Below are 14,585 nucleotides of genomic sequence, written 5' to 3' on the forward strand. Positions count from 1 at the left end.
CGTCGAAGTGCTCTTCGTGCCCCCGCACGTTCGATCACGAGGAGTACACGGTGTCCACGATCAACTGGACCCAGGACCACACCCACCGTTCCGCCCACTGGCATTCCGAGAACGGCACCCCTCCCCCAAAGCGAACCGTCGTCGCCGACGACCGGACGAAGGCCGCCGACGCCTACCGGCAGGCCTGTGAAGGAACGGCCCTCCTCTGGCAGGGCGACTTCCACAACGCCCGGCAACTGCTCCAGGCGTTGGGCCGCCGCCTCGACCGCAGACCGCCCAGCACCGGTACCTCCCCGAGCGACTCCTTCCGCCTCCACCGACGCGCCGGCGGTCACCGCGCCCGTGTCCTCGGCAAGCTTCTGGTGCTGCTGGACGACGACCACACCCTGGCGTTGCGCAGGGCACCCGACGTCCGCCGGGCGTGCCTGGAGGCGTACGGCCCCGTGAAGGGACCCACGGCGGTCTCCCTCCGCGAACTCCTGGGAGTGCTCGGCGCTCACCAGTGGCGGCTGAAAGGCGTCGACGTACCGGCGCTCGGCGCACGCGTCCATCCGCACTACGGAGTGTTCGCACCCGTCAGAGGCGAGTACGTCGACCTGGTCGCCGACACACCGCTGCCGCCGGCGATCCGTCAACGCCCCGCCACCGGTACGGCGTTCGACCTCGGCACCGGAACCGGTGTCCTCGCCGCCGTCCTGGCCCGTCGCGGAGTCGACCGAGTCGTGGCCACGGACATCAGCCCCCGCGCCCTGGCCTGCGCCGAGGAGAACGTCCACCGGCTCGCGCTCGCCGACCGGATCAAGGTGACCGGCCCCCGCCTGTTCCCCGAGGGCCGCGCCGACCTCGTCGTGTGCAACCCGCCCTGGCTCCCCGCCCGTCCGACGGGCCCCGTCGAGCAAGGCGTCTACGACCCGGACAGCACCATGCTGCACGGCTTCCTCGCCGGCCTCTCGGCCCACCTGCGACCGGGCGGCGAGGGCTGGCTCGTCCTGTCCGACCTGGCGGAACACCTCGGCCTCCGGACCCGCCGACACCTGCTCGACACCATCCGGGCAGCCCACCTGCGCGTCGTGGAAAGGATCGACACCAAGCCCCGGCACCCACGCGCCAAGGACACCGCCGACCCGCTCCACGCGGCACGGAGCGCCGAGACCACGTCCCTGTGGCGTCTGGTCGCCACACCATGACCGGCGCCCCCGAAAACGCAGTGCCCCCTCAGTGCCGGACGGCTCCCTGCACCAGGAAGTGCACGCCGCTCTCCTCCCCGTCCACCGTCGCCCCCGCGTACTTGAGCATGCGCCCCATGCTCCGGTTGAGCTCGAAGGGGAAGTTGAGCGTCGGGGCGGAGACCGCGTCCAGGACCGCGGTCTGCTCCGGTGTGAGCCGTACGTCGAGACCCGCGAGGTTGGCCTCCAGGTGCTGGAGCGTGCGCGGGCCGATGAGGGTGGAGGTGATGCCGGGGCGGTTCTGAACCCAGGCGAGCGCTACGGCGGCGGGGCTCGCGCCGATCTCGTCGGCGACCCCGGCCAGCGCTTCGATGACCGTGAACTGGGCGTCGCTGGGGGCGCCGAGCACCGACGCGCGCCGGGAGTCCGAAGGGCCCTGGTCGCGCCGGTACTTGCCGGAGAGATAGCCGCTCTTGAGGGGACTCCAGGGGAGTACGCCCATGCCGGCGTCCTGGGCGAGCGGGATCAACTCGCCCTCGATGGTGCGTTCCAGCAGGGAGTACTCCATCTGGAGCGCGGTGACGGGGGTCCAGCCGCGCAGCAGGGCCATGGTGTGCGCCTTGGCCGTGAACCAGGCCGGGGTGTCGGAGAAGCCGACGTAGCGGATCTTGCCGGCGGTGACCAGGTCGTCCAGGGTGCGCAGGGTCTCCTCGACCGGCGTGGACCAGTCGTGGTTGTGCAGCCAGTACAGGTCGATGTAGTCGGTGCGCAGCCGGCGCAGCGACTCCTCCAGCTGGCCGAGGATCGCCTTGCGGCCCGCGCCGCCGCCGTTGGGGTCGCCGGGGTGGAGGTTGCCGTAGAACTTGGTGGCCAGGACCAGGCGGTCGCGCAGGCCGGGGCGGGCGGCGAGGAAGTCGCCGAGGATCGCCTCCGACTGGCCGCCGGTGTAGAAGTTCGCGGTGTCGACGAAGTTGCCGCCGCGGTCGAGGTAGGTCTGGAGGATCTTCTCGGACTCCTCGACGTCGGTGCCGAAGCCGCCGGCGTCGCCGAAGTTCATCGCCCCGAGGCAGAAGGGGCTCACGTTGAGGCCGGACCGGCCGAGGCCGACGTACGAGTCGAGTGCCATGGGATGCTCCTCAGAGTCTTGTGCCGTGGTGCGGCGGGAAGGGACTCTTCGAGCAAACCAGTCTGAGCAGCGCGGTTGTTAGTGCGATCCCCTCGACCTCTTGCACGATCCTCTCGACCTGTCGAGAAGCGTGGCGCGATACCGGCCGACGGACCGGTGCCTGTGAAGTCCCGCGCGGCCGCCCTCATGAACGTCAATCGCCGGACACCGCCGCGTACTTCATGTGACGCTTTGCCCATGACCTCCGAAGACCCGTTGGCCGACCGGCTCCAGCTGGACCGGCCGCACTCCGCCCGCGTGTGGAACTTCCTGCTGGGCGGCAAGGACAACTACGCCGCCGACCGCGAGGCCGGCGAGATGATCGTCCAGATGTTCCCGGACATAGCGCTGCTCGCACGGCTCCAGCGCCGCTTCCTCGTCCGGGCCGTGCGCTACCTCGCCGCCGAGGCGGGCGTACGACAGTTCCTGGACGTCGGCACCGGCCTGCCCACCGTGGACAACACCCACGAGGTCGCGCAGCGCATCGCCCCCGAGAGCCGGATCGTCTACGTCGACAACGACCCGTTGGTCCTGGTGCACGCCCAGGCCCTGCTCACCAGCACCCCGGAGGGCGCCTGCGCCTACCTGGACGCCGATGTGCGCGATCCGGAGACGATCCTCCAAGAGGCCGCGAAGACCCTGGACTTCAGCAAGCCGATCGCGCTGACCATGCTGGGCATCCTGGGTCAGATCCCGGACTCCGACGAGCCCGCCGCCGTCGTGGCACGCTTCCTCGACGCCCTCCCGCCGGGCAGCTATCTCGCCCTGAGCGACGGCACCGACACCAACGAGGCGCTCAACCAGGCGATTTCGGTCTACAACGCGAACTCCGCCAGCTCCTACCATCTCCGCGGGCAGGAGCGGATCGCGGCGTACTTCGACGGTCTGGAGGTCATGGAGCCGGGTATCGTCCCGACCTCGCAGTGGCACCCGGAGCCGGTCGACGTGGGGCGCGACCCCTCCGACGTGGACGCGATCTGCGGCATCGGCCGCAAGGTCTGAGTCTCCCGATGGGCCTGGGTGGTCCGACCGTCGAACGGTCGGACCACCCAGGCCCATCGCGCTGCCACGGCATCGCAGCCGAAGGCACTACAGCCGGAAGAGCACCCAGACCGTCTTTCCGCCGGCGGCACGCAGGTTCCAGCCCCATGAGTCGCTGAGCGCCGAGACGACCTGCAACCCCCGCCCGGACTCGGCGAGTTCGTCGGGCCGCCCCTCGACCGGGATGCGCTCGCTCTCGTCGGTGACCCCGCACACGGCGTACGACCACCGGTCCCACAGGGCGAGCCACAGAGACGGCTCCAGGGGCGTGCGACCGTCCCGCGGTTGCCCGTAGCGCAGGGCGTTGCTCAGCAGTTCCGACACGGTGACCGCCATGTCCTCGATGCGGTCGTCCGCGATACGGCCCTCCAGCGCGGCCCAGGTGAACGCCCTTGCGACACGGGCGGATTGGGTCACCGGCGGCACGACCAGGACGGAACAGAGCGCCGGTCCGCGGGGATCCCCGGCCGCGGGAGCGAGTGTCAGGCTCTCGCCCGGCGCCGGCCGGCCCAGGTCGTCCACGGCGCGACACAGCCACTCCCAAGTCGCCTCGACCCGCAAGGAGTTGACCGGTCGTGCGACTTGCTCTGCGGACATCGCGACCCCTGGTACCCCTGCGGAGAGAACAACTACGCGCGCTACGCCTTGCGGAGTATGGTGCTCCGCCTTCCCCATCGAACGCAAGTGCATCGGCAATTACCGCTGCAATTGCAGACGATCTTGCGAGGGGTCCGCCCGGGCGCTATCGTCACGCTCACCACCCATGGATGCAATTGAAGATGCAATTGCAGACGATCTTTGTGGGAGTGACGCGTCAGATGCAGCACTTGACGAACGGCATGCCGGCGACCCAACTGGGCGGCGCCCTCTGGCGCAAGAGCCGGCACAGCAACCCCGAGGGCAACTGTGTGGAGCTCGCCGCCCTCCCGGACGGCAGCGTCGCCGTACGCAACTCGCGCCACCCGGAAGGTCCGGCGCTCGTCTACACCAGCGCCGAGATCACCGCCTTCGTCCGCGGTGTGAAGGACGGCGACTTCGACGGCCTACTCCCCGGTCGTTGAGGTCGGCTTCACCCGTGGATGGCCGGAAGGCGGCCGGACTCCGGCCGCCTTCCGGCCCCATCACTCCCTGCGGTGGTTCGGCGTCTCGGTGCTACGCTCCATGGTTGAGGCCCCAGAATCTCTGGTTCCGGAGACGTTCCGAGGTCTGGGACGCAGGAACATTCAGGATGCGGAGCCGGTGCGGCGGCCGAGGGGTGGACATGACTGCAGCTCAACCGGAACTGGTTCCCTCGGGTTCCGAGGTGCTCAGCCTTCAGCGCGGCGGCCCGACGGTACAGCGCATCATGCTGGGCACCCGGCTGCGCCGACTGCGCGAGTCCCTCGGCATCACCCGCGACACGGCGGCCACGGCGATACGCGCCTCCGACGCCAAGCTGTGCCGCATGGAGCTGGGCCGCGTCGGCTTCAAGGCCCGTGACATCACCGACCTGTTGACGCTCTACGGCGTCCAGGAGCCGGACGTACGGCAGGAGTACCTGGACTCGGTACGGCGATCGAACGAGCCCGGCTGGTGGCGTGCGTACGGCGACGCCTTCCCGAGCTGGTTCGAACAGCACCTGGGTCTGGAGGAGGCGGCCTCCCTCATCCGCACCTATGAAGTCCAGTTCGTCCCGGGCCTGTTGCAGACGCGCGCGTACGCCGAGGCCGTCGTCCGGCTCGGCCACCCGATCGGCGCCCCGGAGTCGGTACAGCGGCGCGTGGAACTGCGGATGACCCGGCAGGCGCTGCTCACCGGGCCCGACGCGCCCCGCCTGTGGGTCGTGGTCGACGAGGCCGCGCTGCGCCGTCCGCTCGGCGGCCGGGACGTCATGCGCGACCAGCTGACGCACCTCATCGAGGCCGCCGCCCTGCCGAACGTCACCCTCCAGGTGCTGCCCTTCCACGTCGGCGGACACGCGGCGGCCGGCGGACCGGTCACCATCCTGCGGTTCCCGGTCCCCGACCTGCCGGACGTCGTCTATCTAGAACAGCTCTCCAGCGCGCTCTACGTGGACAAGCCCGAGGAGGTCGACCACTACCTCTCGGTCATGGACCGCCTCAGCCTCGTGGCCACACCGGCCGCCGACTCGGTCGCCTTCCTGGAGCAGGTCCTCAAGGACAGCTGAGGCCCCGGCCCGCCTCTCTCATGAGACCCGGACCGGTCCCACCTCTCTCACACCCGCGACCGGTACAGCCCGAACTCCGCGATCCGTACGGTGCCCCGCGCCGCGGTGACCCGCAGCCGCCACCGCCGGGCCCGAACGGGCGTCGGCAGCAACAGGATGCGGCTCGCGCCGATCGTCCCGGCGCCCGTGACCTCCGTCCAGCCACCGTCGCGGAACGCCTCGACGACGACACGCTCCACCTGCTGACCGTGGCGGATGTCCTCGGCGAGCCGGACGCGGTCGACCTCCTGCTCGCGCCCCAGGTCAACGGTGATCCGGCCCGGTGCCGTGGTGGTGCGGGCACCGGCGGCCAGGTCCCGGGGCAGCTCGCGTTCGATCCGCTCCCGGAACTCGCGCAACCGGACGACGTCGGTGCCGTGCAGCAGGCCGTCCGTGTCGGGCGGGACGTTGAGCAGCAGCACGGCGTTGCGGCCGACCGAGCCGAAGAAGATCTCCGTCAAGTAGTCGACGGACTTGGGCTGTTGGTCGGGGTGGTAGAACCAGCCGTCGCGGATGGAGACGTCGCATTCGGCGGGCCACCACTGGAGATAGTCCGTCACCGGCTGTGCCGTCACCAGGGCGTCCTGGCTGCCCTCGTCGGGGGTGTCGTAGGACAGCGCCCAGTCGGTGCGGCCGTACTGGTTCTCCTTGACCGGGACGACGCTCCACTCGTCCTCGCGCGCGATCCCGCTCTCGTTGCCGACCCAGCGCAGGTCCGGGCCGGTCACGGCGATCGCCGCGTCCGGGGCGAGGGCGCGCACCAGGGTGTACCAGCTGTCCCAGTCGTAGCTCTCCACCTTGTCGGGCGGGATGCGCCCCTGCGCTCCGTCGAACCACACCTCGTCGACCGGGCCGTACTCGGTGAGGACCTCGTAGAGCTGGTTGAGCATATGGGCGCCGTAGTCGGTGGCCGGGAGGGTGTACGACCGCCCCCGTGAGCGGTCGTCGCCGTCGACCAGGGTGGGAATGGTGCGGTCGGAGCGCCCGCTGCCGTTGGCGTACACCCCGTCCAGGTACTGGTTCTCGTCGGCGGGCGAGATGTAGACACCGACCTTGAGTCCGTACCGTCGCATGGAGGCGGCGAACGAGCGCAGGACGTCGCCCTGTCCGTCGCGCCAACTGCTCGACGCCACCGTGTGGTCGGTGTAGCGGGAGGGGTAGAGGACGAAGCCGTCGTGGTGCTTGACGGTCAGGATGGCGAGGTCGAAGCCGCCGTCGCGCAGGGCTCTGGCCCACTGGTCGGTGTCGAGGCCGGTCGGCTGGAAGACGTCGGGGTCCTCGTCGCCGGTGCCCCACTCCAGGCCGGTGAAGGTGTTCACACCGAAGTGCAGGAACGCGGTGCGCTCCAGTCGCTGCCAGGCGATCTGCCGTGCGGTGGGCCGGACTTGGGAGGCCTTGCGGACGAGGTCCGAAGGGCTGTCGTCCGGCGAGACGGGGATGCGGTAGCGCGGGTCCTCGGCCTCCGCGGCTGCCGCGATCGAGGCGACGCCGGTCACCGCGAGTGTGGCGACGGCGGTGGCTGCGGTGACGAAGAGGCGTCTGGAGACGGCCATGAGGGCTCCTCGGGTCAAAGGCCGGACGTCAGTTCACGTGCCAGACAGCGGGCGGGTGTCGGTCGACCGGGTACTGCACGAGCCGGCCGTCCACGGGGCTCACGGCCATCCGCGTGATGGCGTTGACGAGCCGGTAGCCGCCCGCCACGGGCTTCAACTCCCAGCGCTGCAAGGTGTTCCGGTCGTCGCAGGTCTCCCTGGTCGCCTCGACTCCGGGCTGGAGCGGCACGTTGAGCGTGAGCTTGCCGCCGCGCACTTCGAGACAGCCGTCGGCCGTCCGCAGGGTCGCGTACCCGTCGGCAGTGCGCCGCACCTCGGCGCCGAAGGAGGTGCCGGACGCCCGGAAGGTGTACGTCCCGTCCGCCACCGGCACCTTGGTGAGGTCCCGCCGACCCGGCGCGTGTCCCACCGCGCTGCCGCGTGCGGTGAAGTCGGCGTAGGTGGCGTCCGGATGCGGGTCGCCCCAGGTGGCCTGGGCGATGTGGTCGAGGGCGGGCCACAGGCCGACGGCGACCTCGTTCTCGGTCTCACCGCGGCCGTTGTCCGGCCAGAGGCTGATCTTCGCGCCGGTGATGCCCCTGCTGGACGCCACCTTCTCGCCCTCGAAGCTGCGCGGGTCCCAACCCTGGTCGTACAGCGACTCGGTGTCGCTGTGGAAGCCGCCGCGGACGAGGTAGAGCGAGTAGGCGGCGTTCTCCACCTGGTAGCCCTGTGCGATCAGCCCACTCGGCTTGACCGCGACGTTCAGCCAGTGCTCGACCGTCGTCCCGGCCGCGACCGGCACGGTGTTGGCCCCGGTCAGGCCGTCGTTCCAGATCCGCAGCCGGACGCCCTTGCTCGCCGCGCAGGCGTGGACGCGGTTGACGAAGTCGACGTAGGCGTCCTGCGGGGTGGCGTCGGGGCCGTACTTGTCCCGCGCGTACCGCAGCATCTGCGGGTACTTGGCGAAGTCGGAGCCCAGCATGTACTCGTCGGCGCCCATGTGCCAGGACGTCGAGGTGAAGACCTGGGCGTACTCGTCCATCAGGCTCGTGTAGTAGTCGAAGGCGGCCTGCTGGGTGACGTCGAGCCGGGCGGGCTGCTTGGTGCCGTCGGAGTCGGTCAGCTGGAGGTCGGGGCGGTTCTCGATCCACGGGTCCATGTGGCCCGGGGAGTTGATCTCCGGGATGATCTCGACGTGGTACTTCTCGCCGAGGGCGACGAGGCGGCGGATCTCGCCCTTGGTGTAGTAGCCCCAGGTGTCGGCCTCGGGATGGGCGTCGCTCTTCACCTTCAGTTCGAGGAGCAGCTGGTCGAGCTTGTGGTACGCCATCTCGCGGACGAGGTTCTCCAGCCAGGGCAGCGAGATGTGCACGTAGCAGGCGCAGACGCCGACGCCGCGCTCCTGGTAGCGGGGCACGTCCACGGTCCGTCCGGCGGGGATCCGGTCGCCCTGCGCGAGCAGTTGGAGGAGCGTGCGGGTGCCGTAGAAGGCGCCGGTCTCGGTGGCGCCGGTGATCAACAGGCTCTTCCCGGCGCGGAGTTCGTAGCCCTCCTTGCCCAGTTCGGCCTTCGACGGCCGGACATCGATCGAGATGTCGCCCGGGCGGGCCGTACCGCCCACGACGGGCACCCTGCCGTGGCCCGAGGCCCGCAGGTCGTCGGCGAGGGTGCCGGCGACCCGGCGCTCGGCCGCGCCGGAGGCGACCAGCCGAGCGCCGTGCCCGAAGACGTAACTCCCGGACTCCGGCGCCCAGTCGGTGAGCGCGGGCACCGTGACAGGAGCCGCTGCCGTCCGCGCCTGCGCGAGGGCCGGCACGGGCGCCACGAGCAGCGCGAACGCCGCCGCGACGACCCCCGCGAGCCGGAACCGTCTCTTCCCGTGCTCAGTCATGCCACTCCACTTTGAAGACCCAGGCGAGCCGACCCGCCTTCCGGGCCGCCGCGGGGACGTCGATGACCAGAGCGCCGTTGCTCACGGTCCAGTTCAGGGGCCGGCCGTGGCCGAGCATCGTCACCTTGTCGCCCGCCCGGATCGGCACCGGGGCCTCGACGGTGAGTCTGCCGCCCGGCTCGGCCAGGCTGTGGATGTAGAACGCGTTGTCCGGGCGGACGGTGAAGCGCAGGTCGTCGCCGAGTTCCGCCATCCTCGACCAGTACGTCGTCCCGTGGATCGCCTCGCCGTTGACGCGCAGCCAGCGGCCGGTCTCCCGCAGCCGGGTCTGCATGATCTCCGGGATGGTGCCGTCGGCGCGCGGCCCGATGTCGAGCAGGAAGTTGCCGTTCTTGGAGACGATGTCGACGAGGGAGTGCACGACCTCCTCCGTCGTCATGTAGGCGGAGTCGGGGGTCAGTTGGTTGTAGCCGTAGCTGCGGGGGTCGAGGCCGCGGCTGGACTCCCACTTGGCGACGACCGTGTTGTCGTACGTCGTGTACTCGGGGGTCGTGAAGTCGTGGAAACCGATGCCCGAGCGGTCGTTGACGGTGACCTCGACTGGACGGGCCCGGTTCTTGGCGTGGTTGAAGTACTCGGCGAGGACATGGAGGCTGTCGTTCGCGCCGCCGATGTCGCACCAGATCAGCTCCGGGTCGTAGCCGTGGATCAACTCCAGCATCTGCGGGGCCTGGTAGTCCCGCACGAAGTCCTTGCCGCCGGTGTAGCCGGTGTAGGGCAGCAGCTCCAGTGTGTACGGGTTGCGCGGGGCGTGGCCCATCCACGGGTTGTCGGGGTTGAACCACTCGGGCATCGAGAAGTAGAGGCCGCGGTGGAGTTCGGGCGTGTACCGCTTGGACGCCTCGAAGAGCTCCTTGACCAGGTCGCGGCGCGGGCCCATCTTCACGGCGTTGCGGTCGGAGAGCTTGGTGTCCCACAGGGCGAAGCCCTCATGGTGCTTGGAGGTCAGCACGTGGTACTCGGCGCCCGCGTCCCGGAACAGCTCGACCCAGGCCCGCGGGTCGAACTTCTCGGCGGTGAAGCGCGGGATGAAGTCGTCGTACGCGAAGTCCGCGCCGTAGGTGTCCCGGTGGTGGGCGTACGTGGGGTTGTTCGGGTCCTGCATCTGGTCCCAGTACCACTCGGCGTACTGCACACCGACCGGCGCCCAGGCGGGCACCGAGTAGACGCCCCAGTGGATGAAGATGCCGAACTTGGCCTGGTTGAACCAGTACGGGGCCTGGTGGCCGGCGAGGGAGGTCTCGGTGGGCTGGTAGTCGGCGACACCGAGAGTCAACGGGCCTGTCCTGGCGGTGACTTGGGAGCCTCGGCCGCGTACGGCCACCGTGCCGTCCCGCTCGGTGCCGGGTGCCGTGCCGGTGCGGTTGCGGATGCCGACCCGTACGCGTGCCTGCTCGCCCGGGTCCAGGCGCCGTACCCGCGCCGGTTCGACGGTGCGGGCGCCCGGCACGTCCACCCGGACGGTCACGTCGTCGCCGGCCAGGATCGCGACCGTGCCCGCGTTGACGACGGTGGCCTCGACGCTCTGCGCGCCGCTGGACTCCAGGAGGGAGTTCGTGGAGTGGGCGTCCCGCAGGGTCAACGCCCTTCCCTGGGCGACCGGTTGGAGGGAGAGGGCGAAGACGTGCAGGGAGGTCTTGTTCGCCTCGGCCGGGTTGGTGACCGGCAGGGTGATCGCGACCGCCTCGCGCCGCGGGTCGGTCCACACCTCCGAGACGCCGATCCCGACGGTGTGCTGGTCCTTGCCGCCGTCCGGGGTGTAGCGGTAGGGCGCGGAGAGCGGACCACCCGCGGAGTACCAGTCGGAGCCGCCGAGACCGCCCGTGGTGGTCGAGCCGTCGGCGTAGTGCACGGTGGCCTGTCCCGAGGCGTTGCCGTAGCTGCCGGAGGTGAGGAAGAAGGCCGACAGATACCGGCCCTTGGGGAGTTCGACGCGCTGGCCGAGCGCGACGACGTTGTTCTTGGCGCCCGCCGTCGCGGCCGGGAAGAGGAAGGGGATGCCGTCGACCTCGACCTGGCCCGCGGGGAGTTCCTCGCCCGGGAAGGTGTAGCCCGAGCCGTCGAAGTCGCCGCCGCGTGCCGAGGCGGTGTCGATGCCGTCGTTGTCGTAGAGGGCGTCGAGCGGGACGGGGACCGCGTCGGGGACGGGGACCCAGTCCCGCCCGCCACCCGACCGATCACTGACCTGCTCGGCCGCGTCCGCCCCGGACGCGGTGGTGAGCGGGAGGGTGGCCGAGGCGGCGAGGACGGCCGCGGTGCCAAGAACCTGACGTCTTGGATACGGATTCATGAGCGGCTCCAATTCATCGGATGTCTGATGATTGGGCGAGCCCAGAGGACTGTCAATGAGGCGTGCAGGTAAGGAAGTTATGCCAGTGATCGGATGATCCGCAGGTCAGCGAACGGCACGCCACCGCCGTGGCGCAAAAAGTCCAAGAAGAACCGCCCGAATGTCCAAGAGTCGGCGCTCTCTACCGTCCAGGCGTCGGCACCCTCGACGCGCAGCCCGCCCCGGGGCAGAGTGCTCCCCGTACCCTCGATCCATACTCGCGAGTAACGAACCCATCGCACCCCGAGGAGCCGCCGTGACCAGCTGGGTCGGCCGGACCGCCATCGAGATCGCCGCCGCCGTACGCGAGAAGCGGGTCACACCCCGGGAGGTGGTGGCCGAGCACCTCGACCGGATCGAGCGGCTCGACCCGCGCGTGGGCGCGTTCCGGGTGGTGCGGGCGCAGGCCGCGCTCGCCGAGGCCGACGAGGTCGCCTCCCGCGCCGACCTGACCCAACTCCCGCTGGCGGGCGTACCGTTGGCCGTCAAGGACAACCTCGCCGTGCGCGGCGAGTCCAACCGCGTCGGTTCGGCCGCGACGCCGGACACGCCTGCCGCCGAGGACCATGTGACGGTGGCCCGGCTGCGGGCGGCCGGCGCGGTGGTCGTCGGGCTGACGAACGTGCCGGAGCTGTGCATCTTCGGCACCACGGAGGGCGTGCACGGTACCGCCCGCAACCCGTGGGACCTCACGCGCACGGCGGGCGGCTCCTCCGGCGGCAGCGCGGCCGCGGTCGCCGCGGGCCTGGTGCCGATCGCCCTCGGCAACGACGGCATGGGCTCCTTGCGCATACCGGCCGCCAACTGCGGTCTGGTCACCATCAAACCGGGCCACGGGGTGGTGCCCGCGGACGTCGGCGAGGGCGACTGGTTCGGCATGACCGAGAACGGTCCGCTCGCGACGACCGTCGAGGACGCGCGGCTGGTGTTCGGGATCCTCGCGGACACCGGGCCGGTACGTCCGCAGGCCCCCGCCATGCGCAAGGTCGCCGTCTCGCTGCGCAGCCCCCTGTTCGGCGTCACGATCGGCAGGCCGTACCGGGAGGCGGCCCGAGGTGCGGCCGGGGTGCTGATCAAGGCCGGTCACCAGGTCCGTCGCGCGGACCCGCCCTACCCGGCGTCGCTGAGCACGACCTCGTTGACGCACTGGACGGCGGGCGCGTCCGTCGACGCGAAGGACCTGGACCCGCACCTGCTGACCCGGCGGACACGGGTGCACGCGGCGATCGGCCGGCGCTTCGTGAACAGCGTGCGCACCACCGACAGCCGCGACCGGCTGCGCCGGCGCCTGGAACCGTTCTTCACCGAGTACGACGTCCTGCTCACGCCCGCGCTCGCCCGCCGCTCCCCCAAGTCCGAGCCGTGGGACGAGCGGGGCTGGCTGCGCAACGTCCTCGTCAACACCAACTACTCGCCGCTGACGCCTCCTTGGAACCTCACCGGCTGGCCGGCCATGTCCGTCCCGTTCGGCACCCTGCCCTCCGGCGCGCCCTGCGCCGTACAGCTGGTGGGCCGCCCCGGCTCCGAGGCGGAACTGCTCGCGCTCGCGGAACAGCTCGAGAAGCTGCATCCGTGGCAGCGGACGGCCCCGCTGGACTGAGTACGGCGTCGGTCTCGGGGGCGGGAAAAACTGCTGGAGGCCGCGCGGCGCCGCGTGCTTGCATGGATCGCATGATGTCCACCGACCGTCTGCTCGCCTTCGCCGCGCTGTCGTTCCTGCTGATAGTGATCCCCGGCCCCAGTGTCGTGTTCGTGATCGGGCGGGCGCTCGCGCAGGGCCGCAGGGCCGCGCTGACGACGGTCCTGGGGAACACGATCGGCGCCTATCTGCTGGTCGTCGCCGTCGCGTTCGGCGTCGGTTCCGTGGTGGAGCGCTCGGTCCTGGTGTTCACGGTGCTGAAGCTGGCCGGTGCCGCCTACCTGGTGTATCTCGGCGTCAAGGCGTGGCGTGCGCGGGGTTCGCTGCGGGCCGCGTTCACCGACGGCGGGGTGCGGCACAGCGGCCTGCGTACGTTCTGGGAGGGCTTCGCGGTAGGTGTCACGAACCCGAAGACCATCGTGTTCTTCGCGGCCGTGCTCCCGCAGTTCGTCGACCGCGCCCAAGGCCATGTACCGCTGCAGATGCTGCTGCTCGGACTGGTCTTCAACGTCATCGCCCTCGCGTCCGACAGCGTCTGGGGCCTGGTCGCGGCCACCGCTCGCGACTGGTTCGCGCGCTCGCCGCGCCGCCTGTCCATGGTCGGCGGCATCGGCGGCCTCTCCATGATCGGCCTGGGTGTGACGGTCGCCGTCACCGGCCGCAAGGACTGAAGCGGCCGCCGGACGGAGCGGACAGGGACCTACAACGCCCGGTACATCACGTGCAGCCCCACCAGCCCGTCCCGCGGATGCTCGAACGCGTCCGGAACGGTACCGAGAATCGTGAAGCCCAGGGACGTCCACAGCCGCACGGCCGGGTTGGTCTCGACGACCGCGTTGAAGACCATGCCCCGATAGCCGTCGGCCTTCGCGGTGACCAGGATGTGCTCGGCGAGCGCGCGGCCGTAGCCCCGTCCCGCCTGGTCGGGGTCGACCATGAAGCCCGCGTTGGCGATGCCCGCGGCCGGGCCGCCGTAGTTGGGGGTGACGTAGGCCGAGGCGACGACGGTGCCGGACTCGTCCTCGACCACGTGGACGCGCTTCGCCGGATTCATCCACAGGGCCCGGGCCGCCTCCTCGGAGGTGCCCGGGTCCCAGGCGTAGGTCTCGCCGGCGGCGACGATGCGGTGCCAGAAAGGCCAGATCCGCGGCCAGTCCTCGGCCACGGCTTCTCTGATCTGCATGGGCGTCAGTCTCGCACGCCCATGTGAGACCTCAGTCGACGCTGGGCAGGATGTGCGGCTCGGCGAGGTCGTCCTCGTAGCCCGCCAACCGGATCGGGGCCGACCGGGCCCACACGTCGAGGCTGCCGATGTCGCCGGGCCGGTGGCCGGCGCGCTGCGTACGTTCCTTGGGACCCTGTTCCAGATCCGTCTTCTCTGGTGTCACCGCGCACTCCTTATGTGTCGGGTCACCCTCGGGAGGTGCAGACCGCTTCACGGTCCAGCTTCTGACGTCCCGCTCGGGTGTGAGTCGAAAGCAGTTCGGACGCGGTGGCGCCGGTACCTCATGAGAGCAGGCCGCTGTGAACCGGCTTGTCCCGGGACGGACGTG

The 14,585-nt window shown here is 70.5% G+C and carries 13 protein-coding genes; 6 read left to right on the forward strand and 7 right to left on the reverse strand.

All coding sequences use genetic code 11. From position 1 onward, the window contains the following. The first annotated feature begins 50 nt into the window (after positions 1–50). Positions 51–1,187 (forward strand): methyltransferase, encoded by a 1,137-nt coding sequence (locus ACIP6U_RS02165; protein ID WP_401711592.1) that lies wholly within the window; start codon positions 51–53, stop codon positions 1,185–1,187. Positions 1,188–1,215: 28 nt separating this feature from the next. On the opposite strand, the gene ACIP6U_RS02170 is transcribed toward ACIP6U_RS02165, so the two are convergent. Then, positions 1,216–2,292 carry an aldo/keto reductase gene (locus ACIP6U_RS02170; protein WP_401711595.1) on the reverse strand — a complete coding sequence of 359 codons (1,077 nt, stop codon included), beginning with the start codon at positions 2,290–2,292 and terminating at the stop codon, positions 1,216–1,218. A 237-nt stretch (positions 2,293–2,529) separates the two neighbouring features. Here ACIP6U_RS02170 and ACIP6U_RS02175 point away from each other — a divergent pair, with 237 nt between their 5' ends. After that, complete coding sequence (locus ACIP6U_RS02175) at positions 2,530–3,333, forward strand: SAM-dependent methyltransferase (protein WP_401711598.1); 804 nt, start codon at positions 2,530–2,532, stop codon at positions 3,331–3,333. Between the two features lie 87 nt (positions 3,334–3,420). Here ACIP6U_RS02175 and ACIP6U_RS02180 read toward each other — a convergent pair whose 3' ends face one another. Then, a complete protein-coding gene (locus ACIP6U_RS02180) occupies positions 3,421–3,969 on the reverse strand; it encodes an ATP-binding protein (protein WP_401711600.1) in 549 nt (182 codons plus the stop codon). 221 nt (positions 3,970–4,190) lie between these two features. Between ACIP6U_RS02180 and ACIP6U_RS02185 the strand changes: the two genes are divergently transcribed. Further along, the gene (locus ACIP6U_RS02185) at positions 4,191–4,433 is read left to right on the forward strand and encodes a DUF397 domain-containing protein (protein WP_280881454.1); all 243 of its coding nucleotides are present in this window, start codon (positions 4,191–4,193) and stop codon (positions 4,431–4,433) included. Between the two features lie 200 nt (positions 4,434–4,633). Continuing rightward, positions 4,634–5,539, forward strand: a complete 906-nt coding sequence (locus ACIP6U_RS02190) for a helix-turn-helix domain-containing protein (protein ID WP_401711602.1) — start codon at positions 4,634–4,636, stop codon at positions 5,537–5,539. A gap of 47 nt (positions 5,540–5,586) precedes the next feature. Here ACIP6U_RS02190 and ACIP6U_RS02195 read toward each other — a convergent pair whose 3' ends face one another. From ACIP6U_RS02195 to ACIP6U_RS02205, 3 genes are read right to left on the reverse strand one after another with little or no spacing between them, the layout of a single operon-like run. Then, positions 5,587–7,131 (reverse strand): alpha-L-fucosidase, encoded by a 1,545-nt coding sequence (locus ACIP6U_RS02195; RefSeq protein WP_401711605.1) that lies wholly within the window; start codon positions 7,129–7,131, stop codon positions 5,587–5,589. A 28-nt stretch (positions 7,132–7,159) separates the two neighbouring features. Continuing rightward, positions 7,160–9,004, reverse strand: a complete 1,845-nt coding sequence (locus tag ACIP6U_RS02200; RefSeq protein WP_401711608.1) for a family 20 glycosylhydrolase — start codon at positions 9,002–9,004, stop codon at positions 7,160–7,162. Then, entirely contained in the window at positions 8,997–11,354 is a 2,358-nt protein-coding gene (locus ACIP6U_RS02205; protein ID WP_401711611.1) for an alpha-L-fucosidase, read from the reverse strand. Before ACIP6U_RS02205 ends, ACIP6U_RS02200 begins: the two co-directional genes overlap by 8 nt. A gap of 295 nt (positions 11,355–11,649) precedes the next feature. Here ACIP6U_RS02205 and ACIP6U_RS02210 point away from each other — a divergent pair, with 295 nt between their 5' ends. After that, complete coding sequence (locus ACIP6U_RS02210) at positions 11,650–12,993, forward strand: amidase (RefSeq protein WP_401711614.1); 1,344 nt, start codon at positions 11,650–11,652, stop codon at positions 12,991–12,993. A 71-nt stretch (positions 12,994–13,064) separates the two neighbouring features. Continuing rightward, positions 13,065–13,703, forward strand: a complete 639-nt coding sequence (locus ACIP6U_RS02215) for a LysE family translocator (RefSeq protein WP_401711616.1) — start codon at positions 13,065–13,067, stop codon at positions 13,701–13,703. Between the two features lie 29 nt (positions 13,704–13,732). On the opposite strand, the gene ACIP6U_RS02220 is transcribed toward ACIP6U_RS02215, so the two are convergent. Then, positions 13,733–14,215 (reverse strand): GNAT family N-acetyltransferase, encoded by a 483-nt coding sequence (locus ACIP6U_RS02220; protein ID WP_401711619.1) that lies wholly within the window; start codon positions 14,213–14,215, stop codon positions 13,733–13,735. A 31-nt stretch (positions 14,216–14,246) separates the two neighbouring features. Then, a complete protein-coding gene (locus tag ACIP6U_RS02225) occupies positions 14,247–14,420 on the reverse strand; it encodes a hypothetical protein (protein WP_401711622.1) in 174 nt (57 codons plus the stop codon). Positions 14,421–14,585: the final 165 nt, after the last annotated feature.

The organism is Streptomyces sp. NPDC088794, assembly GCF_044750545.1.
Classification (GTDB): domain Bacteria; phylum Actinomycetota; class Actinomycetes; order Streptomycetales; family Streptomycetaceae; genus Streptomyces.